This window comes from Psychrobacter vallis (genome assembly GCF_904846715.1).
Classification (GTDB): domain Bacteria; phylum Pseudomonadota; class Gammaproteobacteria; order Pseudomonadales; family Moraxellaceae; genus Psychrobacter; species Psychrobacter vallis.
This window is the reverse complement of record NZ_CAJHBU010000006.1, coordinates 63,826-90,045: the sequence shown is the minus strand read 5'-3', so window position 1 is coordinate 90,045 and position 26,220 is coordinate 63,826. Positions and strand designations below refer to the sequence as shown.

The window sequence follows — 26,220 nt, the reverse complement described above, 5'->3', positions numbered from 1 at the left end:
ATATGATTCATTAAAAATAAAAAAGTAGGTTATAACAGCAGGGTAGTTAGCAATTCATAAGGTTTACATTACCAACCCACAGGATCAATGTCTAAAGTGAGTTTTAGGTATTTCGCGCTTGGTAAAGCAAGTATGGGTTGCCACCATTGGCTCAATATATGATGCAATTGTCGGCGATCCTTGGCCAATAGCAATAACTGAACGTGATAGCGGCTGTTCTTTTTACTCATCGGCGCGTCTATAGGGCCCAGTACGGCAAGATGATGCGCAGTTGGAAGAATGGCAATGGCATCTTTCAGTGCTTGCGTGGTTGCCGCCAGCGTTTTGCCTTCACAGCGTATCAGTGCAGCATAGCTATGAGGTGGCAGACCCATCAGTTTGCGTTCTTGTAGCAATTCCCGCGCAAATGATAGGTAACCATCTTTGACCAGCTTTAATAACAATTCATTGTCCGGTTGCAGTGTTTGAATCAATACGCGTCCAGCCTTGTCACCGCGTCCAGCACGCCCTGCGACCTGAATCATCAGTTGGGCGGTGTGTTCTGGCGAGCGAAAGTCTGCGGACAAAAACCCACGATCGGCATTGGGCAGGCAGACGAGCGTGACATTGGGGAAATGATGACCTTTGGCCACCATTTGCGTGCCGACCAATATCGCAGGTTTGCCTTCATTGATACGCTGATAAATGTTTTCCCAGCTGTCTTTACGCCTTGTGGTGTCACGATCAATTTGGATAATGGGGTAAAGCTCTTTACTGGTTTGCGGATTGGCAAAAATCGCGTGCAGATTTTCACTCAGTCTGGTGGTACCCATACCTTTGGCATCTAAATTTTGACTGCCACAATCTGGGCACACGGTAGGGATGTAGGCTTGCCAGTCGCAATGATGGCACTTCAAATAAGCATTGCTTGCATAATGACTGTGCTGAGCTTGGCTATTATAATGAACGGTCAGATGAGCATCACAGCGTGGACAATCTGCTTGCCAACCGCAAGCCTCGCATAACAGGACAGGAGCATAGCCGCGACGGTTCAAAAATATCAGTACTTGATCGCCAGCCTCTAGTGTTTGCCGTATTGCCCCAATTAATTTGTCTGTCAGTCCCGTATCATAACGCGTGCCATCATCGGTGGTTTGTTGATGCGTGGTTTGCAGTCGCGCATCAATGAGCTGCATGGTCGCAGGCTCAGCATTGCCGGGTCGAGTCAGCAATTGGCACTCTATCAGCTTGCCATCATCGACTAATTTTAAGTGCTCAAGAGAAGGAGTCGCCGTACCAAGAACGACAGGGATATTGGCTTGTAATCCGCGATACAGTGCCACATCAGCAGCATGATAACGCAAGGTGTCTTGTTGTTTATAAGAGCCATCATGAGCCTCATCAACGACGATAAGTCCCAAATCTGCAAAAGGATATAGCACGGCTGATCGCGTACCAATGATGATTTGTGCATGTCCAGTACGGCAGTCTTGCCATCCTTGTAAGCGATGGGTGTTGTTCATTCCTGAATGCAACAACACGATATGCGCGGCAAAGCGGCTGGCAAAACGCGCGCGCGTCTGCGGTGTCAAACCAATCTCTGGTACTAAAATCAAGACCTGCTTTCCCGCTTCTAGTACGGCTTGCATCGCTTGTAGATAGACCTCAGTCTTGCCACTGCCCGTAATACCATTTAACAAAAACCCAGTATAACGCTGTGATTTATGAGCAGCAAGAATCATATCAACGGCAAGCTGCTGCTCTGTATTTAGATCCAGTGGCATTTTGGCCAATTTGACAGACGAGGGTGCTTGTTTTGGTTCAATATAGCGTTCGATAAGACCTTTGTCTTCGAGCGTCTTTAAGAATGACCGCTGCATGCCTTCTAGTAGTAGCACATCTTCGCTAGCACCGCGCGTACCATGTAGTTTGAGCATATCGAACTGCTGCTTTTGTTTTTTGGCATTGGCGCGAAAGTCATCATTGGTAATATGAGGTAAAATCCGCCAATGCGTAATCAGTAAATCCAACGGTTTGCCTTGACGAACCAAGCTTGGCAGCATGACCGCTAACACGTCACCGAGTGGATAGTGATAGTAACGTGCGAGCCAATTGGCCATTTTTAGCATGCTGGCATCCAAAATTGGCTCAGCATCTAGACATTGATTAATAGGTTTTAGCTTGTTGATAGGTACGCCACTGTCGGTCTTAGCAATATGGCTTACGACGATACCAATTAAGGTTTGACGACCAAAGGATACCTCGACGCGGCTACCAATTTGCGGTACCTGCGTTGAAGTGGCATTGGGCAAAGTGCTCATGTCTGCTGGTAGACTATAGTCAAACACCCGATAAAGAGGCACTGGCAGAGCAACTTGTACCAACATAAAATGCACCCATCGCTTTTAGACAGTTAAATAGTAATGAAAGGATATAGTGAGTTCAGTATAAAAACGAGTCAGCTGGACTGGAATGAATTTTCCGCAGCCTCTGTCTGCGTAGGCACAGCAAGCAAGGAAAATTTATACCAGTTCAGCGTTGGAATATAATGGTTCTGTTTTATTTAGAATCGACTATAACAGCAATAAGCCCAAATATGTCTATTTGGGCTTATTCTGTAGCGTGTTATTTTAATGCAACTGCTTGAGAGTTAAGGATTACTCAATATATAAGATGGACTCAATCTCGACCACACCGCCTTTAGGCAATGCAGCGACTTGAACCGCAGCACGGGCAGGATAAGGTTCGCTCAAATTGGCAACGAATACATCGTTCAACGTCGCAAAGTCATTCAAATCTGTTAACGATACATTGAATTTAACCACGTCATTTAAACTGCCACCAGCCGCTTCACAAATGGCTTTGATATTTTCAAAAACTTGCTTTGCTTGTGCCTCAAAGCCGTCTTTTAATTCCATCGTATCAGGATCAAAACCAAGTTGTCCTGAAATGTAGACAGTATTGCCAACTTTTACGGCTTGTGAATAAGTACCAACGGCGGCTGGCGCTTTATCAGTTTGGATAGTTTGACGAGTCATAGTGTGTCCTTTTTATATTTTTCTGGTTTGGTTAATGGGGGCGTGTCATCGTTTATGTTTCGAGAGGTATGTTTTAAACGTCATCATATAAACGCTGGCAAGCCCTAAGTTTGTTTGCTCAAAATTAAGGTATAGAGTTTATCATTGTTTTTAAGTTTTCTAAAAATTTCTGAACCAGCTACTCACTGTTCTGTTGAGTAGTGATTGGTGTTCATTCAGGTTTTACTATAACTGATACAGTCGCATGATATTGGGAAAACCGAGTAGTGAACGCAGCTCGCGAATGCCTTGTGCCAAGTGATTGCGACTGCGTACAATGATGTGAATGATGGTATCGGTGTTACGTACATCGACCGTTTCAACGCCCATGTTTAGCTGGCGCAAGTGATAAATAACCTCAGTGATTTGTTCGTCACTTAGCGCAATAGATAGTTTCAGATAAGCGGGAAACCGGATTTTACCATTGTTTTTTATATCATGCTCGCCCAGCTCACCTTGTTGCACTGCATTGTCATTACGCCAGCGCAATTGGATGACTTGGTAAGGATTGTCTTTGCGAATATCGTCAAGTGAGAAACATTTATGCCGATGTACAACCAAACCATGGCGCGATAAATGGCCAACGATCGGATCGCCATAAATAGGATGACAGCAATTGGCAAAATTCAGCTCAACCCCAGAGGCGTTAACGATCAACTGCTGTGGGTGAGTCATATCGGTGCTATTTTCTCTTGCCTGTAAGTCGTTGATTTCATCACTAAACAAACGGGTTACCACCAGTTGAGGCAGTAATGTACCAGAGCTTATTTGTTCAAACAGGGTATTTTTTTCTGTTAGTCCACGCCATTCAGTTAGGTTTTTCCAATCATTTTCTGTCAAGTCATCTAGACTTTTTTGGTACGTTTTGAGGGCGCGATCCAGTGCTTGCTGACCATGATGCTGTTTGTCCGCCGCAGACAAATCTTTAAACCACCGTAAAATTTCTTCACGCGCTTTATTGGTCACGACAAACCCCAGCCATTCTGCTTTTGGTTCTGAGTGGCTGTTTACTTCGATTTCGACCAATTGTCCATTTTTTACGACAGTACCAAGCTTTGCAGGTTTACCATCGATATTGGCACCGACGGCCACATTGCCGACCATGGGTCCAACAGCGTAAGCAAAATCTAGCGCGGTTGCCCCTTGTGGTAGCTCATAAGCGCGTCCTTTTGGACTATAACAAATGATTTTGCTGGAGTGTAGATAGTCCATCAGCTCATTGATGGTGGATACGGCTGCTGAAAAATCGGGACTGTTTTCATCCAAATCGTCTTCATCGACCAAATCTTTCATATTGCGCAGCGAGGCTTGAATAACCGATTGACTGACATCGGACGCATGCTCTGCACCAATGACGCCAAGCCTTGCGGCACTTTGCATTTGCTTGGTCAAAATCGTCACTTTTACCACATCATTATCGCGCTCATAAATCAAAGTAAGCGATTGATTGCCACCTGGTAGCGGTCTGCGAATATTGTCCGCAATATGACTGTCATCAATTTGATATTTTTTAATCAAATAATAAGCCAGTTTGTCACAGGATTCGATATTGTCTAGGACAATTTCAAAGGCATAATGACGTAGTAAGGCATTAATTTCTCCGCGATTGCGGAAAAACTGACGGTATATAACCACGCGGTTGTCTAGAACTTTGACCAGTCCGTTCAGCTCTAAATTATTAAGCACAATACTCAAATAGCGATGAATGGCTTCTCTCTGAAAATTGCGCCCAAGTCCATGCTGTAACAGCTTGTCGGACAGTTTGTTATACATATCAGAGTCAAGATTACGATAACAAAGCACTTCGATATAATCAGCGATGTCGTTAAGACCCATCAGACGCGCAAATGGTACATAAAAGTCTAAGGTTTCTTGGGCAGTGGTACGTTGTTTTTCGGGACGTACCGCATCAAGCGTCGACATATTATGTAAGCGGTCAGCAAGTTTGATAATCAACACACGGGGATCAGCCAGTGTGGCGGTCAGAATCTTATGGAAAGTGGCCGCTTTATTTTGCTGTTTATTGTGTGAAGAAGATTTTAGCTTGGTTACTCCATCGACCAGCCTTGATACCACTTTGCCATAACGCTGCTCAATTTGCTCGTCACTGACCTCGGTATCTTCGACCGTGTCGTGCAAAATCGCTGCGATAATGGTATCTCGATCTAAACGAAAACCTGCCAGTATCTCAGCGACCGCAATCGGGTGAGTAATATAAGGTTCCCCTGATTTACGCTTATCTTTAATGTGCGCAATATCACCGAACTCACAGGCGTCAATAATATCACGGCGTTCAGCGGCAGCAAGATATCCTACTGAACGTAGCAAATTGTATTGCGCGTCATCGACTAGATGATGACTGAGTTTGGGTAAGGTTTGACTCATAAAGTAACGATCCTATTTTTCATTACCTGTTTGGCTGACTGTCTATCAAGGTAAATGGTGACGGAATGAATGCTGGCCTACTATAATAAAGCTTCAACAAAAAAAAGCTGAAACACGGCCAGACTACCTGCTAATTAATCGCAAATTTCATTCAATGTCAACTGTTAAGCGAGTAGGTACTGTGAAAATTCAAAAATTTCGACTCAACGGCATGCATTAAGGTTTAAATGGTGACTAAAACAGTCAAAACAATATCAAACACGCCCTAACTACAACTAAAAAACCACAGTCTATGCTGTGGTCTCTATCGGCAATATGTATGATGGCTTTATAAAGCCGCTGTCATGTTTTGATTAAAAGCTATGATCGCCTGACAGCGCCAAATCTAGTGAGCTGGTTGCAAAGTGATGCTCTGGCTGGTTCAAAATGTCGCGAGTGATTTTACCAGCAGCAATTTCACGTAATGCCAATACAGTGGGCTTATCATTATCGACATCAACCAACGGCTCAGCGATACCTTTGGCCAATTGACGGGCGCGCTTGCTTGCCACTAAAATCAGTTCAAAGCGATTATCAACATTATCTAAACAATCTTCAATCGTCACTCGTGCCATAAATAGCTACCTCGGTTGTTTTTATCAGTCACAGACATGATCCGTGACGCAATAAAAATAATATCAAAAATAAAAATGGGAATAGCCGGACATTATAGCATTTTTTGTTTTGCCACGTCGTTGCTTTTTATACCTACTTATAGCGACTTGTTGAATGTGCCACAAGTCATGGTCAATGCTGGGTCTAGTCTTCGGCTTTATTATTTAATAAGTTGGTAATCGTACGATGATAACGCTGCTGTTGACGATTCAAAGTCTGTCTATCGGCCACAATAATCGCTTTTAATTCAGTCAAAGCGACCTCGAAATTGTCATTAATAATCACAAAATCAAAATGCACGTATTGTGCCATCTCCGTCACTGCACCAGCCAGACGTTGCTCTATCACTTCTATCGTATCTTGTGCCCGAGTCGATAAGCGTTGACGTAAGGTGGCGATACTGGGCGGTAAAATAAAAATCATCGTCGCTTGAGGAAATATCTTTTTGACTTGTAGTGCGCCCTGCCAGTCAATTTCTAAGATGACATCAACGCCGGCCTCCAACTGCGTTCGTACACTTTGCTCTGAGGTACCGTAGTAATTACCAAATACCTCAGCGTGTTCTAAAAACTTATTGTCACCGATAGCGCTTACAAAGCTGTCGACGTTAGTAAAATGATAATGGTGTCCGTCAATCTCGCCAGGACGCGGCATGCGGGTAGTATGCGAGACACTGACGGTCAAATCATTAGTGGTGGCAAGTAGCTGTTTTACCAATGAGGTTTTGCCTGTACCAGAGGCGGCGGTAATAATAAATAATGAACCTGTCATACAGTGTGTCCTAGTAAAGTGTGTCCTAATAAACAACTAAAAGATGTCTTAATGAACAGCTAAAGGCTGGTAAAAATAAAAATCGCCATCATGTATGGCGATAAGAAATGAAATCGATACGTCATTATAAACGGCTTTTATGTCTTTTATTTTAATTAAAGCCACTCTTACCAATGCGCGACTAGCATACTGCTATTTTCAGAAAGTACAGTGGTATTTTCAAGAGCAATAAAAGCAAATTATGCTAAAGTAGAGCATTGATTTCATCCAAACTTTTGAATGAACGCTTTTAAAGACAAGCTTTCACTATAAATTATCCAATGATAGGCCTTCTTATGCAAATTTATCTTGCCAATCCACGGGGATTTTGTGCTGGTGTGGATCGCGCAATTGCGATTGTGAACGAAGCATTAACCCGTTTTGAACCACCTATTTATGTCCGCCATGAGGTGGTACACAATAAATTTGTCGTCTCTGACTTGGCAAATCGCGGCGCCGTATTTGTCGAAGAGCTTCACGAAGTACCAGATGGTGCTATCGTTATTTTTTCGGCTCATGGCGTGTCAAAAGCCGTCGAAGATGAGGCTGCACTTCGTGATCTGACAGTATTTGATGCAACTTGCCCTTTAGTCACCAAGGTACATATCGAAGTCGCCAAGTTTGCGCAAGATGGTATGGATGCGGTGCTGATCGGTCATGCGGGACACCCAGAAGTAGAGGGCACCATGGGGCGCTTTAACCGTCGGCATGGTGGTCAGATTCATCTGGTTGAAGATGAAAGTGATGTCGAGGCATTGACGGTACAAGATGTTGAGCGCTTGGCATTTGTTACTCAAACCACCTTGTCAATGGATGACACGGCTCGCGTCATCGATGCGTTACGGGACAAATTTCCCAGTATTCAAGGTCCGCGTAAAGACGATATTTGTTATGCCACCCAAAATCGCCAAGATGCCGTAAAAGATCTGGCTGGTCGCTGTGAGGTGGTCTTGGTGGTCGGCTCACCAAACTCGTCGAACTCAAACCGTTTGCGTGAACTGGCAGAGCGTATGAACTGCCGTGCTTATCTGATTGATAATGCCAGTGAGATGGAGCGCAGTTGGTTTGATAATATACAAAGTGTCGGCGTGACTGCGGGGGCATCGGCGCCTGAAGTGCTGATTCAAGAGGTGCTACAGCAATTGCAAGATTGGGGTGGTGATTTGCCTAATGAGTTATCAGGTATCGAAGAAAACGTGACGTTTAGTTTGCCTAAAGCCTTGCGCATCCCTATCACTCAGGTTGGTAAATAACGCCGGACAATCAATAAAAATCACCTACTATTATGGGTAAGGTAGAATGAATAAGCAAAAAACCAGATTTGTATTGGCAGAAGCCACTCTCGCTGATGTCAATAAGCAACTAAAACTCAATATGCTGGTGACAGTGATAGTGGTATTTGTGCTGTTTATGAACATCATAAAGTTTATGGCAGAAAAAACCTTTTTTTACGCCGCACTCGCACTAATAATGATCTTATTATTGTTCTTTATCCAAAAGGCTCGCCGTATTCTCACGCTAAGAAAACAAGAGCTTATTCATAAATAAAAAGTACAAAGATAGGACCGTTATGACTGCTTACTACAGCTTTATAAAACGCGAACAGCAGGAGAATGGTGTCAGTGTTGCGTATTACCAGCCAACCAAGCATGCGCAAGGTGCGTGGAACGAGCATGAGCAACACATGGCACCAGCGACAGGATTGCTGACGGCTGAGTTGAACAGCTATGCGCCGCAAGCAAACCTGCGTATCGCCCGTATTAGCCTTGATATTTTAGGACTGATACCGCTTGATGACTTTACCATTACCACGCGTTGTATTCGACCCGGCAAGACGATTGAGCTTATTGAGGCCGTGATGAGCAGTCGAGGCCGCGACGCTATCATCGCGCGTGCATGGCGACTTATGACTCAAGACACCAGTGAGATTGCAGGGCTTGAAGACCAAAAGGCTGTACATAAACCGGATGATTTGCCAGTTTGGGAAGGAATGAAAGGCTGGCCCGGTGGTTTTATCGAAAGTGTGTGTTTGGTGACGGATGCGCAGCGTCGTCCCGGTCGCGGTATGGTATGGATAACCAATGACGTTGAGATGGTCGAGGGCAGACCAACTGATGACTTGGTACATTTATTGGGCATGGTGGATACGGCTAATGGTGTTGTGCCGAGGTTGGGTCTTGGCTTATCAAAATTAGAATGGATGTTCCCTAACACAGACTTACAGATTCACATGCATCGATCGCCCCAAGGCCGCTGGCTGGGTATTGACGCTGTGCAGCAATATGGCGATGATGGCATAGGATTGACCAGTGCTGTACTGCATGACGTGTATGGGCCATTTGGTCGTAGCGAGCAAATCCTTACTATTCGTCCGATGCCACGTTAAAATGCGAGGAATAATTCAGCTATTGATTTAAAGAACGAAACGATATGTTGTAATCAATTAATTATACAAATTATTGAAAACTGGTTTTAATAGTACCTAACAAGACGATATCGATCGACGTGGAGGTCACTATGGGAACGCATATTTATTTTTCAAAAAAACTGACGACTATTTTGGAGTTATTGATAGAGGCGTATTCAGAATAATTGTTAGCATTTGTGCTTTTGTTTTTAGGTTAGAAGATTACTGATATTAAAACACCGTCTTGACAAACAAGAGCGGTGTTTTTTATTGAATCAAGATATTGAGCTTGAAATTTTTTGCGGCGCCCCTATTAGTATAAACAGCTACGCGGTATTCAAAACAAAGCTTGTCGAACGTCGATTTGAGCAAATTTAGAGTGATTGCCGCTATCTTATAATAATTTTTTCACCACCATTAAAGGAGTTTTTTATGAGTGAGTCTGTTCAAGCTGATAGCCAAAACCCTGAACTAAAAAAGCATACCTTTGAAGCAGAAGTGGCGCAGTTGCTGCATTTAGTGACACATTCGCTATATTCTAATTCAGATATTTTTGTACGTGAGTTGGTCTCTAACGCCTCTGATGCATGCGACAAACTGCGCTTTGAAGCGACCAATGACGACAGTCTTTATGAAAATGATGGTGAACTGCGTATTCGTATCGCCGTTGACGAAAACGCCAAGACCATTACATTTACCGACAATGGCATCGGAATGAATGAAGCCGACGCGATTGAAAATTTGGGTACCATTGCCAAATCAGGCACCAAAGCTTTTTTGGACAAATTATCTGAATCACAAAAGCAAGACGGTCAATTAATTGGTCAGTTCGGTGTTGGTTTTTATTCAGGTTTTATCGTTGCTGATACCATCAGTGTGGAATCACGCAAAGCGGGCGAGCCTGCGGACACAGGCGTGCGCTGGGTATCAGACGGTACGGGTAGCTTTACCGTTGAGCCTATCCATAAAGCAGAGCGCGGTACAGCCATCACTTTGCATCTAAAAGAAGAATATAGTGAGGGCGAAGACAGCTATCTTGATCGCGGTAAAATCAAGCGTTTGGTCAATAAATACTCTGACCATATCAGTTTACCCATTCAGATGCGCAAAGAAGTGTGGCAAGAAGATGTCGCCGATGATGAGAACGACGACGCGCCAGCGGGCGGTGAAATGGTATTGACGGATGAGTGGGAAACTATTAACAAAGCCAGTGCGTTATGGACACGTTCAGCGTCTGAGATTGAAGATGACGAATATGTCGATTTCTACAAAAACATCACTTATGACATGGATGCGCCGCTGACTTGGACGCACAACCGTGTTGAAGGCCGTGTGCAATATACGCAGTTGTTGTATATCCCCACAAAAGCCCCTGTAGATTTGTACACGCGTGAACAGCAACACGGTCTCAAGCTTTATGTTAAACGCGTGTTTATCATGGACGAAGCTGAGCAACTGCTACCGATGTATCTGCGCTTTGTTAAAGGTGTTATCGATTCAGCGGATTTGCCATTGAATGTCAGTCGCGAGTTGTTGCAAGAGTCGCGTGATGTAAAATCCATTCGTGATGGTAACGCGCGTCGTATCTTGACTTTATTATCTAGCTTGGCCAATAGCGAAGACAGCGATAAACAAGAAAAATTTGCGCAGTTCTACGCAGAGTTCGGTGATGTCATCAAAGAAGGACTTGGCGAAGACATGGGCAATCAAGAACGTATTGCTAAATTGCTTCGTTACGCCACCAGCACGCAAGACGGTCTTGAGACCAGTTTTGCAGACTATAAAGGTCGTATGATTGAGGGTCAAAAAGCCATTTATTATCTCACGGCTGATAATTTAGCCGCTGCCAAAAATAGCCCACAACTTGAGCTATTTAAGAAAAAAGGCATCGAAGTTATCTTGATGACCAGCCGTGTTGATGAATGGGCGATGAACTTCTTGACTCAGTTTGATGAAACGCCGTTACAGAACATCGCTAAAGGCGCAGTAGACTTAGGCGACTTGCAAGACGAAGCAGAAAAAGCAGAAGCAGAGAAAGCTCAAGAAACATTAAAACCTATCGTCGATAAACTAAAAACAGCGTTAGGTGGTCGTGCTAAAGACGTGAAAGTATCGACGCGTCTAGTCGATAGCCCAGCTTGCTTGGTCGTTGGTGAAGGTGAGCTGTCACCCCAGATGATCCAGATGCTTAAGCAAATGGGACAGGATGTGCCAGAGAGCAAGCCCACGCTTGAGGTCAACCCTGACCATCCACTAATCAAAAAACTAGAAAATAGCGAGCAGTTCGATGATTTGGCTCAAGTAATTTTTGACCAAGCCTTACTAGCGGATGGCGGTCAATTAGACGATCCAGCCGCTTACCTAAAACGCGTCAATGAGTTATTGATGAGATAATACGCCGTATTAAATCAAAAAAGAGATCTTGCATGCAAGGTCTCTTTTTTTGTTTGATTTTCAGCCAAATTTAGGCAAATTTTACAAATCAGCCTTATCCTCTTGACCGACAATCCGTTACAATCGCGATAGATTAGCGAGCTAAACTATTCATTCGTATTTTTGGTCTGTGCTACTCGTCTCTCATAATCATCTCATTGTGAATTGAATATAAAATTGGTGTCTATATGCTATATAAAAATGTCAATTAACGACATTTGGTAGCTACCACATTAAAATCATCATCAACTCACTTTTTTTCTCGACTGGCTAGAGGTTTAAGTCTTTGTCACTTGCGTCGTTAAAAACCGTATCGCTTCAGCGCTTTTCGCTCAATTTCGCTGCCAATATTATCGCAACCTTGTGGATGTTAGTTGGGTCAACACGGGCGTTTTCTTGGGTAAAACCCACCTTTATTCAGTTTGCATTATTTGCGCTATTAGCGCTGGGCAGCAACGTGCTCTTTTCGTGGCTGGCTGCTGAAAGCGGCAGTATCTTTAATGAGCAAGGATTGGTCAGCTATTTAATTTGGCCAATGATTATTCTATTGAGTGGCATTATCTTGGCACGGCGCGCGGGCAACCAGTCGCTGCTTTTTGTGCCTGTGGTATTGTGGTTGGTCGCCGATACCTTATCAGCGTTATTACAGAGCTTGGTACAACTTTTGGGCAGCTATGGTTGGTTGCCCAATTGGAGTTATTCCTTTTTACCGATTCTTTTTTTGGTGCTGTTTTTGTGGCAGACATTAGCCTTGTTATGGATTTTTTCTCGCCGCCTACGGATACCATGGTGGGAGCGGGTGATTGTGTTGGTGGGCGCTGTCGCACTATTGACGATGTGGCAACGTAATGTCGCTGATCAGCCTATATTTAAACAAATTCCTGTAGAGCCTGTCTTAGCAGAAGCGGCACTATATGAGCAGCCACGTTTGTTGCAAGAAGCGTTGAATCGCATTGATCCCAGTATCTTAGGCAAAACTGACTGGTACTTTATGGGTGTGGCAGGATTTTCTGAACAAGATGTTTTTCGTTCTGAAATCAACAAAGTCCGTGAGTTGTTTGATGTGCGCTTTGGTACTAGCGGGCATTCTCTATCACTGATTAACAATACTTATAGCTGGTTGGATGAGCCAATTGCTACCAAGACCAGCATACTTCGCGGCTTAAAAAAAATTGGTCAGCAGATGAATGCCGATGAAGATGTGTTGATGCTGACGCTATCTTCACATGGTAATGAAGATATCATCCAATTGGCAAACCCGCCGCTTGCCATGGAAAATCTAGACGCGGCATGGCTGCGTGAGGCGTTAGATGCGTCAGGCATTCGCTGGCGAGTGATTGTGGTATCTGCCTGTTACTCAGGCTCATTTATCGATGATTTGGCGTCTCCGACCACGGTGGTGATTACCGCATCGGCCGCTGACAGAGCATCATTTGGCTGTACCAATACGGCTGAGATGACGTATTTTGGACAAGCGTTTTTTGCTGAAGGCATGCGTGGCAATACCAGTTTTGAATCCGCTTTTAAGGATGCCAGAGTGCGTGTTAACGAGCGCGAAAGCTTGATGGGATTTGAGCCATCAGAGCCACAAATGGTCATTGGTAGTTTGATGGAGACGGCATTGCCTGCTTTTGAGCAAGTGTTATTTGATAAAACGCGCCCACCAGTCGCCAGCATTATGAATTCTAATGATACAACTGCTATTAATATCGTACCTGACGATGCTTCGAGCCAGCCAGTGGATGGGCAGTAGCCACAGCTGATTAAGTCTGCATCATCATGTCATGTACGCCCTAGTATCGACTATATTCTCTTATAAGTGCTTTTTATAAGTCATTGTTTGTTTTAGATAAAAGGAATGTCACTCATGAATAATTCTTATAATCACAGTTTGTCCGCCAATAGCCAGCTTGCGCAAAAAAGCGTGAATCGCTGCTTTGATGGTGAACAGCATTATTATAGCCATCAATCAACGTCTACCAAAACGTCGATGACATTTAGTATTTATCTGCCTGATGAAGCACTTGCTGGTCGCCGCTGTCCTGCGGTTCTCTATTTATCAGGTCTTACTTGTAATGCTGATAATGTTACTCATAAAGCGCATTTTCAACAAAAATGTAGCGAGCTTGGTATGATATTTATCGCGCCAGATACCTCTCCAAGAAGTAGCGAAGATGTTGAAGTACCAAACGATGAGCGTTATTTTGTCGGTCAAGGTGCCAGCTATTATGTCGATGCGCTACAAGCACCTTGGGCCGAGCATTTTAATATGCAAAGTTATATCGTCGATGAGCTATACGATTTGCTGCGCTCAGAGTTTCCCATCGATAGTATAGGCATCACAGGGCATTCGATGGGCGGGCATGGGGCATTACTACTGGGCTTTAAGTTTCCAGGGAAATTCGTCAGTGTTTCAGCGTTATCGCCTGTGTGCGCAGCCAGTGAATCAGCATGGGGACAAGCCGCTTATGAAGCGTATTTCGGTGACGACAAGTCTTTATGGGCGCAAGCAGATGCCGCACAGATGATTGAAAAGGTGGGTCAGCAGTATTCAAGCATTTTGGTGGACCAAGGCGCTGCTGATGATTTCTTGGCAGAAGGCCAGCTTCAAACCTCTAAACTGCAACACGCTTGTGAAAAAACCAAACAGCCTTTAACATTACGTTATCAAGCGGGCCATGACCACAGTTATTATTTTATTCAAACCGTGATTAACGACCATATCGAGCATCATTGGCGTATGGCGCAACTTAGCTAAATGACAATGCTATGATGTGACACTATTTTTTCGCTGTAGCGTTTTATTTTTAAAAGGTAAGTTTTATGGCAAGTGATCAGGATGTGGCAGCGACTGATTTAGACGTTCAGATGGTGGATGCTACCGCCACCAAATCAACGCTGGCGACCATGCAAGCCGATATGGACGCGGCTTTAAAAGATAAGCAGCACGCCGATACTGATGTGAACAATGAGCAAAAAAATCCCGTTCAATCAAATGCGTTTATCGCCCAAGTAACCAATGACGCGGGTGATAGAGTACTGGATGATGCGCAAGTCTCACGCGTGATAGAGATGGCGTGGGAAGATAGAACCCCATTTGGGGCGATAGAGCATAGCTACGGTCTCACAGAATCTGACGTCATTAAGCTGATGCGTCAAACGCTAAAGCCGTCGTCTTTCAAGTTATGGCGCGAACGAGTGAGCAATCGTGCCACTAAGCACGAAGCAAAAAGAGGTTTTGAGGTAGGTCGTGCTTATTGTAAAACCCAATATAGGCAGCGCTAATAGAGTGAATATGAACTGTCAGTAATTTTATATTGACTTAACTACAATTCCTTTTATTTTAGCTGTATTTTATTTGAACTTAAATTAGGTCACTTTATTATGATTAGTCCTTCTAAACCCTATCTTATTGCCCCATCGATACTCTCAGCTGACTTTGCGCGTTTAGGCGAAGAAGTTGAAAAAGTGTTGGAGGCAGGCGCTGATGTGATTCATTTTGATGTCATGGACAATCATTACGTGCCCAACTTGACGTTTGGCAGTATGATTTGTAAGGCGCTGCGTGATTATGGTGTTGATGCGCCTATCGATGTACATCTTATGGTGTCTCCTGTCGATAGTATGATTGAGCAGTTCTTAGAGGCCGGAGCCAGCGTTATCACCTTTCATCCAGAAGCCAGCGCGCATATCGATCGTTCGCTGCAACTGATTAAGGATGGCGGTGCAGAGTGTGGTTTGGTATTGAACCCAGCGACGCCTTTGCATCATTTAGATTATGTTATGGATAAAGTGGATCAAATTTTGCTGATGAGTGTCAACCCAGGTTTTGGTGGTCAGTCATTTATTGAAAGTACATTGAACAAGGTACGCCAAGTTCGTGAGCGTATTACGGCCAGTGGTCGAGACATCAGATTGGAAGTTGATGGCGGCATCAAAGCCAGTAATATCCGTGCGATCGCTGAAGCAGGCGCTGATATGTTTGTCGCGGGTTCTGCGATATTTAACCAACAAGATTATAAGGCTGCGATTGATGCCATGCGTGCAGAGCTGGCATTGGCTGATGATAGTAAGTAGCTTATCGTTCGTTCAAAACAAAAGAGTGACATAAAACAGATATTTTGCTGGGTTAAATTTCTCGCTTATGGCAAGCTTTTCGACATAGGCTTTGAAATCTATCTCAGCAATACTGTGTTTTTTTGATTTGAATCGCCTGTATAATGTCAAGATACGACTATAACTTTATGCCATACAAAGGTGACACATGGACACGCAAAAAATAGATAGTTCAGTGCCCACTGAGCGGGTACCAGACAACATGCCTCGACCTCAGCAGCGCAGCTTGGTGCCAAAAGGCATTACTATTGGCTTGGCAGTGTTTGCGCTGGTGTTAAGTCTAGCAGGTTATGGTTTTCGTTTGATGATTGGCGATGATGTCGGAACCGTCCTGCGTCACGCTGCGGTAATCGTACCTGCATTTGTGATTGGCATTCCGTTGTTTTTTTGGCTTGGTTCACGATTGCTTAACAAAGTGAAAGGCCTGCACATCGAGACGAGAAATGCCTTGACGCTTGGTTGGTTGACCGCTTGTGTGGCCATGTTGTGGCTGATGGGTACTTATAGTTAAATGATCCGGCAGTCTGTTATAAGCTGTTTTTTATACAATTTTTAATCATGAAGCCATGCGCTGTAAGCATGGCTGGGATTTTACATGCGAATCATACCGACCCGTATTGCCAACATTATTTATCCGAAAGACTTACCAAATGGTTTATTTACTAGTTTAATCATAGCTTGCCTACTGATGGGCTTGGCCTCGTTGCGTCACGGTACTGGTTTACAAGGTTGGCTCAATGTTATCGAGAACTGGCTAATCATGCTGTTGATATTTCCGACTGCTACTGCTGTAGTGGCGCTGCCATTTAAATACCGAGATCCCACGTTAGAGCTAAAGCTGATGTATTACCTCGGTATGTTTGTGGCCTTCTTATTTACGTTGGCAAAACTGCGCTACTGGCGCTAATGTTACAAGCACCGCACACCCAAGTAGTATTTATATAGAACACTTATGTGACAGCCCTTGAATTTCAAGGCGAAAGCGTCCATTGTATGAATAATGCTGTTTTATCCGTGTTATTTTAAGACGATAGTTTGCTATATGAGAGTGTCTTTGCAAGTATAAGACGGGACAATAAGGAATAAATGAATGCCATATGATATCGATAATGATATAGAAGTAGATACCGATAGTACTGACCAGTTTGCAGGATTTGCCAAAGAGACCACACTTGAGCTGGTAGAGGCGGCGGATGGTAAGTTATTATTGCGTGATGCTGACCAAGATGAAGCGCCACTTATGACCATTGATTTTTCTGAAAAACTCAAAGAGTTGCTCGGTAGTGATACCCAAGCGATTGGTCAGCATATGATTCATGCTGCGATTCAGGTCATTATGCAAAAACAGATGAGCCAATGGCATGCGCATGTCTATGACAAAGAGCCAACGCACTACAGCTGATTTTAGCCAGTTTCACCTCTCTAAATGGTGTTTTGGGTCAACAGAAAATTAAAGTCAGAACAAAAAAAAGGGTTTATCACTGGATAAACCCTTTTTTTTGTTCAAACAAAGCCATTTGTGAAAATGGCAATTATTTGATTTTAGCTTCTTTAAAGATCACATGCTGGCGTACTTTTGGATCAAACTTTTTGATTTCCATTTTGCCCGGCATAGTGCGCTTGTTTTTAGTAGTGGTGTAGTAATACCCAGTACCAGCTGTTGATACTAATTTAATTTTATCTCTCATGATAGCTTTCCTGTAAATGAGGGGTCTTCAAACGATAGGTACGGATTCAAAGCGTATAAGTTGCCACATATAGGTAGCAGAAAAGCAGCTTAAATGACGAAAATTATCGAAACCATTAAGCTGCCAGTCTTTACTTAAACTTTTTGACCTTGTGCGCGTAGATCGGCTAACACTTTATCGATACCTAGTTTGTCAATGATGCGCATACCTTTGGTAGACACACGTAGACGTACAAAACGATTTTCAGACTCTACCCAAAAACGATGGTTGTGTAGGTTTGGTAGAAAGCGACGACGGGTTTTGTTGTTTGCGTGCGAAACATTATTACCCACCATAGGGCGCTTTCCAGTCACTTGGCAAACTCGAGACATGGCGAACTCCTAATCTATGAGGTATGAGTTTTTCTCATACCAGTCTGGGCAAGTTGCACGTTTTTGCGGCATGGACACAGCAAGCGGCAGCTTTGCACCAAACAAAACTATATGAAGGTTGAGCTGGTAAAACTGCTATCTAAAGGCAAATAACAGGCTAACCAATTCAGAAAATTTTAAAGCCGACATTTATACCATAAAAGAGATGAATACTCAAATATTTTTATGATTATTGTTGGTCTAAAGGCTGACTATTATACCTGAAATATGCAGGCTATGTCGTTGATTATTTAATGGTAACGATTAACTTTTAGTTGTAACTTATAACAAAAGTCAGTAAAGTTACCGTTATAAATTTAATACAATCTGTTAATACAACTGGTATTAGTGTAAACCTATGTATCATTACCAATCGCTCTTGATTCTGCGTAATGGTTTTTGCTTATCTTCTCAAATAAATCACTGCCCACGTGGAGTCCAAACATGTCATATAATTCATTGCCACTTACTTCTAAGTTGTTTCAGCTCACAGCACTTACATTATCATTAGCGTTAGCTGGATGTGGTGGCGGTGACGGTACTGATACGATTGCACCAGAGCCTGATACAGGTGTGACGCAGCCTGGTACGGGTGGGGATGGAGATCCAAGCGCTTCTCCTACTAATGCGAGTGAAATATACATATCAGCTGAAAAAAACCAACTCTTGACAGGTAGTGATAAGACTACTGTAAACATTAGAGTAACGGATAAAAATGGTGGTATTGTCAGAAATGTCCCCGTAAGTATAAATATTGCAAATGCTTCTTTATACGGTTTATCTTTAAGCAGTACTTCTAATCAAGTAACTGATGATCAAGGCCTAATTGCTGTTGAGTTACTACAAAGCACAGTAGGTATTGACTCGCAATTAAACCATGAAAGTTTACTAACTGTCGTTGCCAATGGAAATAATAAAATTATTCAACAAACACTTCCTATTTTAGTTTCAGGCACTAGCACAAGTAATGTTGTTTCTTCCAAGAATTTGGTAGAGGCAGGTGAAAACTTTAATGTATCTGGTCAAATTCTAGACGGTTCAACTAAACCTGTTGCTAATGCTGATGTTGTTTTATATAGCAATGATAAAGAAGCGGGGAAAGGTACAACAGATAATAATGGTAAATTTATTTTTAATTTAAATGCCTCTAACTTAGAAGTATTAGATGTTGGTTATTTATTCAGCGTCGAAGTTAAAGGTACTGAGATCAGTCAACGTATTCCTGATATTTTAACAGTAGTATCAGCAAGTAGTTCTAGTATGAGCTTTTCAGAAACTCCTGATATTGTTGTTGGTAATAAACAAAAAATAACTTTGAATGTCCCAAATGCCGTAAATGGCGATATTGTATATTTATCAACTAATAAAGGTGAGCTATTTGCGTCTATTAATGAAACTCAAGGTAGCTCTCGTCGTGGATTCAATGTTTCAAATGGGAAAGTTGACTTCTATATCGATTCTAACGTACCTGGTACAGCAACTATAAGAGCAGAGTATAATAATGAAATTAAAGAAACTCCGCTAAGCTTTGTATCGGTGGAGCCTACCAAACTGCTTCTACAGATAGAACGAGCTGTAGTAAGTGTTGGTGGCTCTACTTCAGTGATAGCAAGAGTATTAGATAAAAATGATGCTCCCGTAAAAAACGCTATCGTGCAGTTTACTACTGTCAGAGATGCATCGGGTGGCAGTTTGGGTCAAGGAGTTGCTTATACTGATGATAGTGGTATAGCTACAGTGGTTTATAATGCAGGACAAAACCCGACTAGCACAAATGGCGTTACTATTAAGGCCCAAGTACAGTCAATCAAATTGCCAAATGGTCAAGAAAAGGCGGTTAATACCATTTTGGATACTTCTGAAGTTACAGTTCAAACCAAATCTACATACATCAGTTTTGCTTTTGCTGATAAAGTATCTTCCGACAATAGTGAAATATATTACTTCCGTAATGGATCTGTTAGTGTTCTTAATAGCACTGGTAAGCCTGCTATAAATCAAAAAGTATCTATAAATTTAATGCCACACAATTACTTGAAAGGTTATTTTGAGATTATCAGAAATAATTTTCTAGAAACAGACTTTTGGCAGCAAAATGCGGTAACTTGTGAAAACGAAGATAAAAACAGTAATGGAATCTTGGATCCTAATGAAGATTTCAACGGTAATGGTCAATTAGACCCTGTTAACGTAGCCGCAGTACTTAATAGTATGGGCCAAACAGTTGATTCTAATCAAAGTTTTAACTTCGTGACAGATGGGGCTGGAAGAGTTGATTTTTCTATACGTTATCCAAAACAATATGCTAATTGGTACAGAGCTAAAGTTACTGTAAATACAAGAGTAGACGGTAGTGAGTCACAGCAATCTAGAGTAATAGATTTTCCAGCACTAGTAGATGATATTGATATTGGTATACCGCTGCGTCCAAATACTAATAGTCCGTTTGGTACTGATCAGAATTGTTCTAGCTCAATATAGTTCTCAATATAATTAACAGTTACAAAACCCCCAACCCTATGTTGGGGGTTTTCGTATTACCCCTTCAAATAATCAAAGCAACCTCAATAACCAAAAACAACCAACTCTGTCAGCAAAACATAGCAAAAAAGATTAAAATAGTCGGTTTCCTATGATGTTGATAGCATTTCAATATAGTGATCATTTTAATTTTTTAATTGGGCGTACTATGTCAGATAATACAAAAGCTGCTTTATCATCGAATATAAACTCAAACACAATCTCTCTGAACGCACCAGCTACGGACGCTATTGAGACCGCAACGCTTTTGATTAAATGCAAAGATCAGGCGGGCATCGTTCAGGCGGTTTCCGAGTTTATTCATCGCTATGGCGCGAATATCATTACACTTGATCAATACTCAACTGCCCATGAAGGTGGCCAGTATTTTATGCGTTTAGAGTTCGCCTTGGCAGGATTGAGTGAGATTATTGATAATTTTGAAGTCAGTTTTGGGCATACCGTTGCCAAGCGCCATAATATGGATTGGCGACTCCATAACAATGCGATTAAGACCAAAGTGGGTATTTTGGTATCCAAGTTCGATCATGCATTGTTAGATTTGTTATGGCGACATCAGCGCGGTTTGCTTGATTGCGAGATTACCTGTGTTGTCAGTAATCATCCTGACTTGCGTCAAGCCGTGAAAAACTTTGGGATTAAATTTCATCATATATCAGTGACCAAAGGCAATAAAGAGCAAGCAGAAGAGCAGATTCATAAATTGATGGAAGGTAATGATTTGCTCGTACTAGCGCGTTATATGCAGATACTATCGTCTGATTTTGTGAAACGTTGGCCGATGCAAGTGATTAATATTCATCATTCGTTTTTGCCCGCTTTTGTGGGAGCAGACCCTTATCGCCAAGCTTACGAAAAAGGCGTCAAACTGATCGGAGCGACCGCACATTATGTCACCGCTGAGCTCGATCAAGGGCCTATCATTGAGCAAGACGTCCACCGTGTGACGCATCGTCAAGGTGTGACAGAATTACGAGCTATTGGCCGTGATATTGAGCGCAATGTATTGGCACGCGCCGTCAATTGGCATGTACAAAATCGGGTGATTGTGGCAGGCAATAAAACAGTAGTGTTTAATTAAACCAGTAACTGGTTAGAGATGTTGAACGTTATTTATATCAGCATCTCTAACACAAACTTGCTGCCGACAAAGCCAATGGCCAGTAATATAAAGGCATAAATAGTGATGTTGGCAGCACGTTTGCCACGCCAGCCTGCGCGCCAATTACCAAACAGTAGCGTGCCAAACAACAACCATGACAGCAGACTAAAGACCGTTTTGTGTACGATATGCTGAGCCATCAAATCCTCTACATAGACAAAACCAATGCCCAGCGCGATACTGAGCAATACAAAGCCTACCAATAGCATATCGAATAGTAAGCTTTCCATACTTTGCAGTGACGGCAGCTTAGTGACCCAAAATCGATGAATCGTATGATGCTTAAGCTCACGGATTTGCAGTCGTAAAAAGAGCGCTTGCACCGTCGCCATCAGCAGCACACAATAAGCGGCAAGAGAGAGTAATATATGGGACTCAAGCCCGATACTGATATCGGTAATTGGTTGATAAGGGGCGCGGCCCACATAACCAATGGTAATACCGAATAGCGCGGTTGGCGCGGCTAAAATACCAAGGCTAAGGATAGGACGATATAGACAAAATAAGACATAAAAGAATAAGAAAAACAAACTGATTAGGCTAATCACGTTAAACAGGTTGAAATTCAGACCATAAAGAGTCACTACATAAGGGTATAGCAGCAATGCATGCGCGAGCATACCGACCACTAATAACCCTAAACTGACGCCTTTATGGATGGGTTTGTCTCGAATCAGCGCCCAACCAATATAAACGCTGACTAAGATATAAGCTAGGCTAGCAAGTAAGAATGCAAAGTGCACAGATATAAAGCCTCATCTCATATTGAGCGCATCATGACCGCTCAATGCAATGCCAAAGTGGTATTATCGGAATGATTAGAATAATTGTCCAATTTATCATAAAATGGTCACCAATTGAGCACCATCTTGCTTATTCCTTACAAATGCTTGGCTCAGTCAACCTGAACCAAGCCGAATAGGTATCAATGATAGCGCTCATAGCCAAACCTTTGCAAAACGATTATTATTTTTGCATCATCTTAATGCTATAGTATTGATAATTTGCTGGTTTTTTATAGCAGCGTGACCCCATATTTTATAACGTACTCTACTATTATTTATAAGCCATTTAGATGGTTTAACCAAGAATTATTTTAACTGAGAGCTATTTATGTTTGATACCTTAACAGAACGCTTATCGTCGAGCCTACGCAATATCGTGGGTACTGGACAATTGACCGAAGACAATATCAAAGACACTTTGCGTGAAGTGCGCATGGCGCTACTAGAAGCAGACGTGGCGCTGCCAGTCACTCGTGACTTTGTCAAGCGTGTTAAAGAGCAAGCACTAGGCGCTGAAGTGCTTAAAGAGCTGGCGCCCGGACAAGCATTTGTCAAAATCGTCCATGATGAGTTGACCGAAATGATGGGCAGTGCCAATCAACAGCTTGAAATGACGGGCAAACCGCCTGTTGTATATTTGCTGGCAGGTCTGCAAGGTGCTGGTAAAACGACCACTGCTGGTAAATTGGCCAAATACTTACAAGAGCGCCAAAAGAAAAAGGTCATGCTAGTATCAGCTGACGTCTACCGCCCAGCTGCTATCAAACAGCTTGAGCAAGTCGCTGGTCAAGTAAATGCCAAGTTTGTTCAGTCCAGTGCGGATGAAAATCCGATTGATATCGCTCTACGTGCTATCGAAGAGGCCAAAATTCAGTATCAAGATATTTTGATTATTGATACAGCTGGTCGTTTGGCTATCGACGACGCCATGATGGAGGAGATCAAAGCGCTTACTGCTGCGGTCAATCCGTCAGAGACTTTGTTTGTTGTCGATGCTATGACGGGTCAAGATGCGGCCAATACTGCCAAAGCCTTTAATGATGCATTGCCATTAACGGGTGTAATTTTGACCAAAACCGATGGTGATGCACGAGGCGGTGCGGCGCTCTCGGTACGCGCCATCACAGGCAAGCCGATTAAGTTCTTGGGTCGCGGTGAGAAGTTAGACGCGCTGGAGCTGTTCCATCCGGAGCGTATCGCTCAGCGTATCCTTGGTATGGGTGACGTACTGAGTTTAGTTGAAGAAGTTGAACAAAAAATCGACCGTGATAAAGCCGAAAAAATGGCGAAAAAGATGCAGAAGGGCGGCGAGTTCGACCTTGAAGATCTATTGACTCAGTTTCAGCAAATGAAGAGCATGGGAGGTATGGCAGGGTTTTTAGACAAAATGCCAGGGATGGGTGGCTCTGATATGCAAAAAGCCGTCGAAGATGCTAAACCAGAAGAAAAAGTACGCGAGATGGAAGCACTGATTAATTCAATGACACCGTTTGAGCGTAAAAACCCCGATAAAATCAATCCAAGCCGTAAACGCCGTATCGCCGCAGGTTCTGGCCGTGAGATTCAAGATGTCAATCGTTTGCTCAAGCAGCACAAGCAAATGGCAAAAATGATGAAAATGATCTCAAAGCCTGAAGGTATCAGTAAAATGATGAAGTCTATGCAAGGGCTTATGGGCGGTGGCAGTGCTGGTGGCGGCGGTGGTGGTCCTTTATTCGGCGGTGGCGGTCAGCAAGGCGGTACCAAAGACGTGAATCCAGAGCAAATGGCCAAGCAAATGGGACTTGATCCAAACAACATGCCAAGCACCGAAGAGATGCAACGACAAATGCAAGACATGCAAAATCAAGCACCAAAAAAGTTTAAAACGCGCTTTTAAATAATAGCGAGTTCTATTAGTCATCATTTATCAATGAAAATCTCAAGGCTCATATAGCTTTGAGATTTTTTTATGTCTGATTCATTTGGAAGAATCCTCATGGATAAAGTATGAAAAATGTAGAAAGTAATAAAAAGAAACTGCCCTAAATGCTATGATAGGCGCTGATTTATTTATTAAGCCAGTGCTTTTTTATAATGCTGTGCTTTTTTTTATACCGATAGTATAAGCCGAGAGTATAATGTTTTTAGCGATGGATACCGTGTTTGATCAGTGCTCGATTGCGATCTTAGATAGCAGCGGCAACGTCATCTCAAGCCAGACTGAGACGGGCAAACGTCAGCAAACCCAGCAGATTTTACCAATGATAGACGCAGCTTTAAAAGAGAGCCAGCTGAAGCTTGCTGATATACAAGCGCTGATATTTAATCGAGGCCCTGGTGCCTTTAGCGGAATACGGATTAACACAGCCGTGGTACAAGCATTATCTGTGGCACATGATATTCCTTGTGTGGGTGTCTCAAGCCTGCAAGCGATTGCTCAGCGTGCGTATCAGCAATATGGTTTGACGCAGGTATATAGCGCCCTTGATGCGCGGATGCAGCAGGTTTATTTTGGTCAATATGCAATAGCAGATGACAGTCAAACAGACTATGTTGTCATGCATCCAGTATTGGTTGGTGATGGCGATAGTACGGAGCAGTTGCTAGACTATGACAGCCAAACTGCGCTCAATCTACCTATCGTTGGTAATGGCTCTGTATTATTAACGAGACAAAATGAGCAAGACTGTCATGAGGATGTCTGGCCGGATGCGGTAGTGATAGGGCAGCTTGGTATTGCCCAATTTACAGCATTTGGCGGCACCGATGCGGCGAATGCGTTACCAAAATATCTACGCAATCAGGCATGGAAAACGCTCAAAGAGCAAGGTAAAGCATAATCAATGTCAGTGTGCGCTAAAAACATAAAAACGCTCTTTAAAAATATAAAAACATACTAAAAATCATGTTACGCAACCAGTAGGTCTGTGTCTAGGAAAGTCATTGTGGATATTATTTTATTAATTCAAGCTGTCATCATGGGTATCGTTGAAGGTATCACTGAGTTTTTACCCATATCCAGTACCGGCTATTTGATTCTATCAGCCGATTTGATGGGCTTTTGGACTAAAGAAAAAGTGGATTTGTTTGTCGTAGTGGTGCAGCTTGGCGCTATTTTGGCAGTGATTTATGACTATTGGGACAGACTGTGGCAAGCATTAATGGGCTTACTGACTGGCAAGTCAGACAGTATGGCGAATCCAAGACAGCTTGGGCTTAGCTTAATTGTCGCCACCATTCCGGTGATGATCGTTGGATTCACCTTCGCTGATGAGATCAAGACCTATTTGTTTAATCCCATCGTCGTTGCCATCATGCTGATTATTGGTGGTTTGCTGATATTTTATGTTGAGAGTCGTCCTAAGGCCATTATTGCGCAAGAAGCAGAAGATGTGACCCTAAAAACGGCACTGATGATTGGTTTGTTGCAGTGTCTGGCATTGATACCAGGTACTTCGCGTTCAGGTGCTACTATTATTGGCGCACTATGGCTTGGAGTTTCGCGTAAGGCTTCAGCGGAGTTTTCTTTCTTTTTAGGTATTCCTGTTATTGTAGGAGCGGCACTGTTAGATTTGCTCAAACATGGTGATGTATTGACCACTAGTGAGGATTGGTTGGTACTAGGTATCGGTACCATAGTCTCGTTTGTGGTGGCGCTACTTTGTATTCGCTTGCTTGTCGCATGGGTGAGTCGCCGTGATTTCACTATTTTTGCTTGGTTGCGCATTATTACTGGTATCATCGTGTTGGTCGCGGCTTGGGGCTTTGGTTATCAAATGGCGGGCTAAACA

General features: G+C 43.0%; 24 protein-coding genes. 16 read left to right on the top strand and 8 right to left on the bottom strand.

Features of this window, described 5'->3' with window-relative positions; all coding sequences use genetic code 11:
* Positions 1 to 68 precede the first annotated feature (68 nt).
* The 5 genes from JMY02_RS05640 to gmk all read right to left on the bottom strand — a co-directional run bounded on the left by JMY02_RS05640 (position 69) and on the right by gmk (position 6,866).
* Complete coding sequence (locus tag JMY02_RS05640; RefSeq protein WP_201596113.1) at positions 69 to 2,366, bottom strand: primosomal protein N'; 2,298 nt, start codon at positions 2,364 to 2,366, stop codon at positions 69 to 71.
* 270 nt (positions 2,367 to 2,636) lie between these two features.
* Positions 2,637 to 3,017 (bottom strand): RidA family protein, encoded by a 381-nt coding sequence (locus JMY02_RS05635; protein WP_021813093.1) that lies wholly within the window; start codon positions 3,015 to 3,017, stop codon positions 2,637 to 2,639.
* Between the two features lie 225 nt (positions 3,018 to 3,242).
* Positions 3,243 to 5,441: a RelA/SpoT family protein gene (locus JMY02_RS05630; RefSeq protein ID WP_201596111.1), complete on the bottom strand. Its 2,199-nt coding sequence runs from the start codon at positions 5,439 to 5,441 to the stop codon at positions 3,243 to 3,245.
* 353 nt (positions 5,442 to 5,794) lie between these two features.
* Complete coding sequence (rpoZ, locus tag JMY02_RS05625; protein WP_021813091.1) at positions 5,795 to 6,055, bottom strand: DNA-directed RNA polymerase subunit omega; 261 nt, start codon at positions 6,053 to 6,055, stop codon at positions 5,795 to 5,797.
* Between the two features lie 184 nt (positions 6,056 to 6,239).
* On the bottom strand, positions 6,240 to 6,866 hold the full coding sequence (gmk, locus tag JMY02_RS05620) for a guanylate kinase (RefSeq protein WP_201596109.1): 627 nt from the start codon (positions 6,864 to 6,866) through the stop codon (positions 6,240 to 6,242).
* A gap of 335 nt (positions 6,867 to 7,201) precedes the next feature.
* On the opposite strand from gmk, the gene ispH reads away from it, so the two are divergent.
* From ispH to JMY02_RS05565, 11 genes are all read left to right on the top strand, one after another.
* On the top strand, positions 7,202 to 8,158 hold the full coding sequence (ispH, locus tag JMY02_RS05615) for a 4-hydroxy-3-methylbut-2-enyl diphosphate reductase (RefSeq protein ID WP_201596107.1): 957 nt from the start codon (positions 7,202 to 7,204) through the stop codon (positions 8,156 to 8,158).
* A 46-nt stretch (positions 8,159 to 8,204) separates the two neighbouring features.
* Positions 8,205 to 8,453 (top strand): hypothetical protein, encoded by a 249-nt coding sequence (locus JMY02_RS05610; protein ID WP_201596105.1) that lies wholly within the window; start codon positions 8,205 to 8,207, stop codon positions 8,451 to 8,453.
* Between the two features lie 22 nt (positions 8,454 to 8,475).
* A complete protein-coding gene (locus tag JMY02_RS05605; RefSeq protein WP_201596103.1) occupies positions 8,476 to 9,291 on the top strand; it encodes a thioesterase family protein in 816 nt (271 codons plus the stop codon).
* A gap of 453 nt (positions 9,292 to 9,744) precedes the next feature.
* A complete protein-coding gene (gene htpG / locus JMY02_RS05600; protein WP_201596101.1) occupies positions 9,745 to 11,706 on the top strand; it encodes a molecular chaperone HtpG in 1,962 nt (653 codons plus the stop codon).
* A 325-nt stretch (positions 11,707 to 12,031) separates the two neighbouring features.
* Entirely contained in the window at positions 12,032 to 13,498 is a 1,467-nt protein-coding gene (locus JMY02_RS05595) for a C13 family peptidase (RefSeq protein WP_201596099.1), read from the top strand.
* Between the two features lie 114 nt (positions 13,499 to 13,612).
* Complete coding sequence (gene fghA / locus JMY02_RS05590; RefSeq protein WP_201596097.1) at positions 13,613 to 14,503, top strand: S-formylglutathione hydrolase; 891 nt, start codon at positions 13,613 to 13,615, stop codon at positions 14,501 to 14,503.
* Between the two features lie 281 nt (positions 14,504 to 14,784).
* Positions 14,785 to 15,030 carry a TIGR03643 family protein gene (locus tag JMY02_RS13755; RefSeq protein ID WP_320157791.1) on the top strand — a complete coding sequence of 82 codons (246 nt, stop codon included), beginning with the start codon at positions 14,785 to 14,787 and terminating at the stop codon, positions 15,028 to 15,030.
* Positions 15,031 to 15,129: 99 nt separating this feature from the next.
* A complete protein-coding gene (gene rpe / locus JMY02_RS05580) occupies positions 15,130 to 15,822 on the top strand; it encodes a ribulose-phosphate 3-epimerase (RefSeq protein WP_201596093.1) in 693 nt (230 codons plus the stop codon).
* A gap of 241 nt (positions 15,823 to 16,063) precedes the next feature.
* The gene (locus JMY02_RS05575; RefSeq protein ID WP_201596230.1) at positions 16,064 to 16,372 is read left to right on the top strand and encodes a hypothetical protein; all 309 of its coding nucleotides are present in this window, start codon (positions 16,064 to 16,066) and stop codon (positions 16,370 to 16,372) included.
* Positions 16,373 to 16,456: 84 nt separating this feature from the next.
* The gene (locus JMY02_RS05570) at positions 16,457 to 16,768 is read left to right on the top strand and encodes a hypothetical protein (protein WP_201596091.1); all 312 of its coding nucleotides are present in this window, start codon (positions 16,457 to 16,459) and stop codon (positions 16,766 to 16,768) included.
* A 183-nt stretch (positions 16,769 to 16,951) separates the two neighbouring features.
* A complete protein-coding gene (locus JMY02_RS05565) occupies positions 16,952 to 17,263 on the top strand; it encodes a hypothetical protein (protein ID WP_021813078.1) in 312 nt (103 codons plus the stop codon).
* 130 nt (positions 17,264 to 17,393) lie between these two features.
* Here JMY02_RS05565 and rpmG read toward each other — a convergent pair whose 3' ends face one another.
* Both rpmG and rpmB read right to left on the bottom strand, forming a co-directional pair.
* Positions 17,394 to 17,549 carry a 50S ribosomal protein L33 gene (gene rpmG, locus JMY02_RS05560; RefSeq protein WP_010201403.1) on the bottom strand — a complete coding sequence of 52 codons (156 nt, stop codon included), beginning with the start codon at positions 17,547 to 17,549 and terminating at the stop codon, positions 17,394 to 17,396.
* A 134-nt stretch (positions 17,550 to 17,683) separates the two neighbouring features.
* Entirely contained in the window at positions 17,684 to 17,920 is a 237-nt protein-coding gene (gene rpmB, locus JMY02_RS05555; RefSeq protein WP_057761372.1) for a 50S ribosomal protein L28, read from the bottom strand.
* A 483-nt stretch (positions 17,921 to 18,403) separates the two neighbouring features.
* Here rpmB and JMY02_RS05550 point away from each other — a divergent pair, with 483 nt between their 5' ends.
* Both JMY02_RS05550 and purU read left to right on the top strand, forming a co-directional pair.
* Complete coding sequence (locus JMY02_RS05550) at positions 18,404 to 20,440, top strand: hypothetical protein (RefSeq protein WP_201596089.1); 2,037 nt, start codon at positions 18,404 to 18,406, stop codon at positions 20,438 to 20,440.
* 208 nt (positions 20,441 to 20,648) lie between these two features.
* Positions 20,649 to 21,581 carry a formyltetrahydrofolate deformylase gene (purU, locus tag JMY02_RS05545; RefSeq protein ID WP_227678426.1) on the top strand — a complete coding sequence of 311 codons (933 nt, stop codon included), beginning with the start codon at positions 20,649 to 20,651 and terminating at the stop codon, positions 21,579 to 21,581.
* A gap of 32 nt (positions 21,582 to 21,613) precedes the next feature.
* Here the strand turns inward: purU and JMY02_RS05540 are convergent, their stop codons facing one another.
* Complete coding sequence (locus JMY02_RS05540) at positions 21,614 to 22,405, bottom strand: cytochrome C assembly family protein (protein ID WP_201596087.1); 792 nt, start codon at positions 22,403 to 22,405, stop codon at positions 21,614 to 21,616.
* 370 nt (positions 22,406 to 22,775) lie between these two features.
* Here JMY02_RS05540 and ffh point away from each other — a divergent pair, with 370 nt between their 5' ends.
* The 3 genes from ffh to JMY02_RS05525 all read left to right on the top strand — a co-directional run bounded on the left by ffh (position 22,776) and on the right by JMY02_RS05525 (position 26,217).
* Positions 22,776 to 24,326, top strand: a complete 1,551-nt coding sequence (gene ffh, locus JMY02_RS05535; protein ID WP_201596085.1) for a signal recognition particle protein — start codon at positions 22,776 to 22,778, stop codon at positions 24,324 to 24,326.
* A 241-nt stretch (positions 24,327 to 24,567) separates the two neighbouring features.
* Positions 24,568 to 25,269 (top strand): tRNA (adenosine(37)-N6)-threonylcarbamoyltransferase complex dimerization subunit type 1 TsaB, encoded by a 702-nt coding sequence (tsaB, locus tag JMY02_RS05530; RefSeq protein ID WP_201596083.1) that lies wholly within the window; start codon positions 24,568 to 24,570, stop codon positions 25,267 to 25,269.
* Between the two features lie 105 nt (positions 25,270 to 25,374).
* Positions 25,375 to 26,217, top strand: coding sequence for an undecaprenyl-diphosphate phosphatase (locus JMY02_RS05525; RefSeq protein ID WP_201596081.1), 843 nt, complete (start codon positions 25,375 to 25,377; stop codon positions 26,215 to 26,217).
* Positions 26,218 to 26,220: the final 3 nt, after the last annotated feature.

Bases quoted from the DNA above. Each gene is read 5' to 3' on its own strand.
- JMY02_RS05640 (WP_201596113.1), bottom strand. From the start codon at position 2,366: ATGTTGGTACAAGTTGCTCTGCCAGTGCCTCTTTATCGGGTGTTTGAC.
- JMY02_RS05635 (WP_021813093.1), bottom strand. From the start codon at position 3,017: ATGACTCGTCAAACTATCCAAACTGATAAAGCGCCAGCCGCCGTTGGT.
- JMY02_RS05630 (WP_201596111.1), bottom strand. From the start codon at position 5,441: ATGAGTCAAACCTTACCCAAACTCAGTCATCATCTAGTCGATGACGCG.
- rpoZ (WP_021813091.1), bottom strand. From the start codon at position 6,055: ATGGCACGAGTGACGATTGAAGATTGTTTAGATAATGTTGATAATCGC.
- gmk (WP_201596109.1), bottom strand. From the start codon at position 6,866: ATGACAGGTTCATTATTTATTATTACCGCCGCCTCTGGTACAGGCAAA.
- ispH (WP_201596107.1), top strand. From the start codon at position 7,202: ATGCAAATTTATCTTGCCAATCCACGGGGATTTTGTGCTGGTGTGGAT.
- JMY02_RS05610 (WP_201596105.1), top strand. From the start codon at position 8,205: ATGAATAAGCAAAAAACCAGATTTGTATTGGCAGAAGCCACTCTCGCT.
- JMY02_RS05605 (WP_201596103.1), top strand. From the start codon at position 8,476: ATGACTGCTTACTACAGCTTTATAAAACGCGAACAGCAGGAGAATGGT.
- htpG (WP_201596101.1), top strand. From the start codon at position 9,745: ATGAGTGAGTCTGTTCAAGCTGATAGCCAAAACCCTGAACTAAAAAAG.
- fghA (WP_201596097.1), top strand. From the start codon at position 13,613: ATGAATAATTCTTATAATCACAGTTTGTCCGCCAATAGCCAGCTTGCG.
- rpe (WP_201596093.1), top strand. From the start codon at position 15,130: ATGATTAGTCCTTCTAAACCCTATCTTATTGCCCCATCGATACTCTCA.
- JMY02_RS05575 (WP_201596230.1), top strand. From the start codon at position 16,064: ATGCCTCGACCTCAGCAGCGCAGCTTGGTGCCAAAAGGCATTACTATT.
- JMY02_RS05570 (WP_201596091.1), top strand. From the start codon at position 16,457: ATGCGAATCATACCGACCCGTATTGCCAACATTATTTATCCGAAAGAC.
- JMY02_RS05565 (WP_021813078.1), top strand. From the start codon at position 16,952: ATGCCATATGATATCGATAATGATATAGAAGTAGATACCGATAGTACT.
- rpmG (WP_010201403.1), bottom strand. From the start codon at position 17,549: ATGAGAGATAAAATTAAATTAGTATCAACAGCTGGTACTGGGTATTAC.
- rpmB (WP_057761372.1), bottom strand. From the start codon at position 17,920: ATGTCTCGAGTTTGCCAAGTGACTGGAAAGCGCCCTATGGTGGGTAAT.
- JMY02_RS05550 (WP_201596089.1), top strand. From the start codon at position 18,404: ATGTCATATAATTCATTGCCACTTACTTCTAAGTTGTTTCAGCTCACA.
- purU (WP_227678426.1), top strand. From the start codon at position 20,649: ATGTCAGATAATACAAAAGCTGCTTTATCATCGAATATAAACTCAAAC.
- ffh (WP_201596085.1), top strand. From the start codon at position 22,776: ATGTTTGATACCTTAACAGAACGCTTATCGTCGAGCCTACGCAATATC.
- tsaB (WP_201596083.1), top strand. From the start codon at position 24,568: ATGTTTTTAGCGATGGATACCGTGTTTGATCAGTGCTCGATTGCGATC.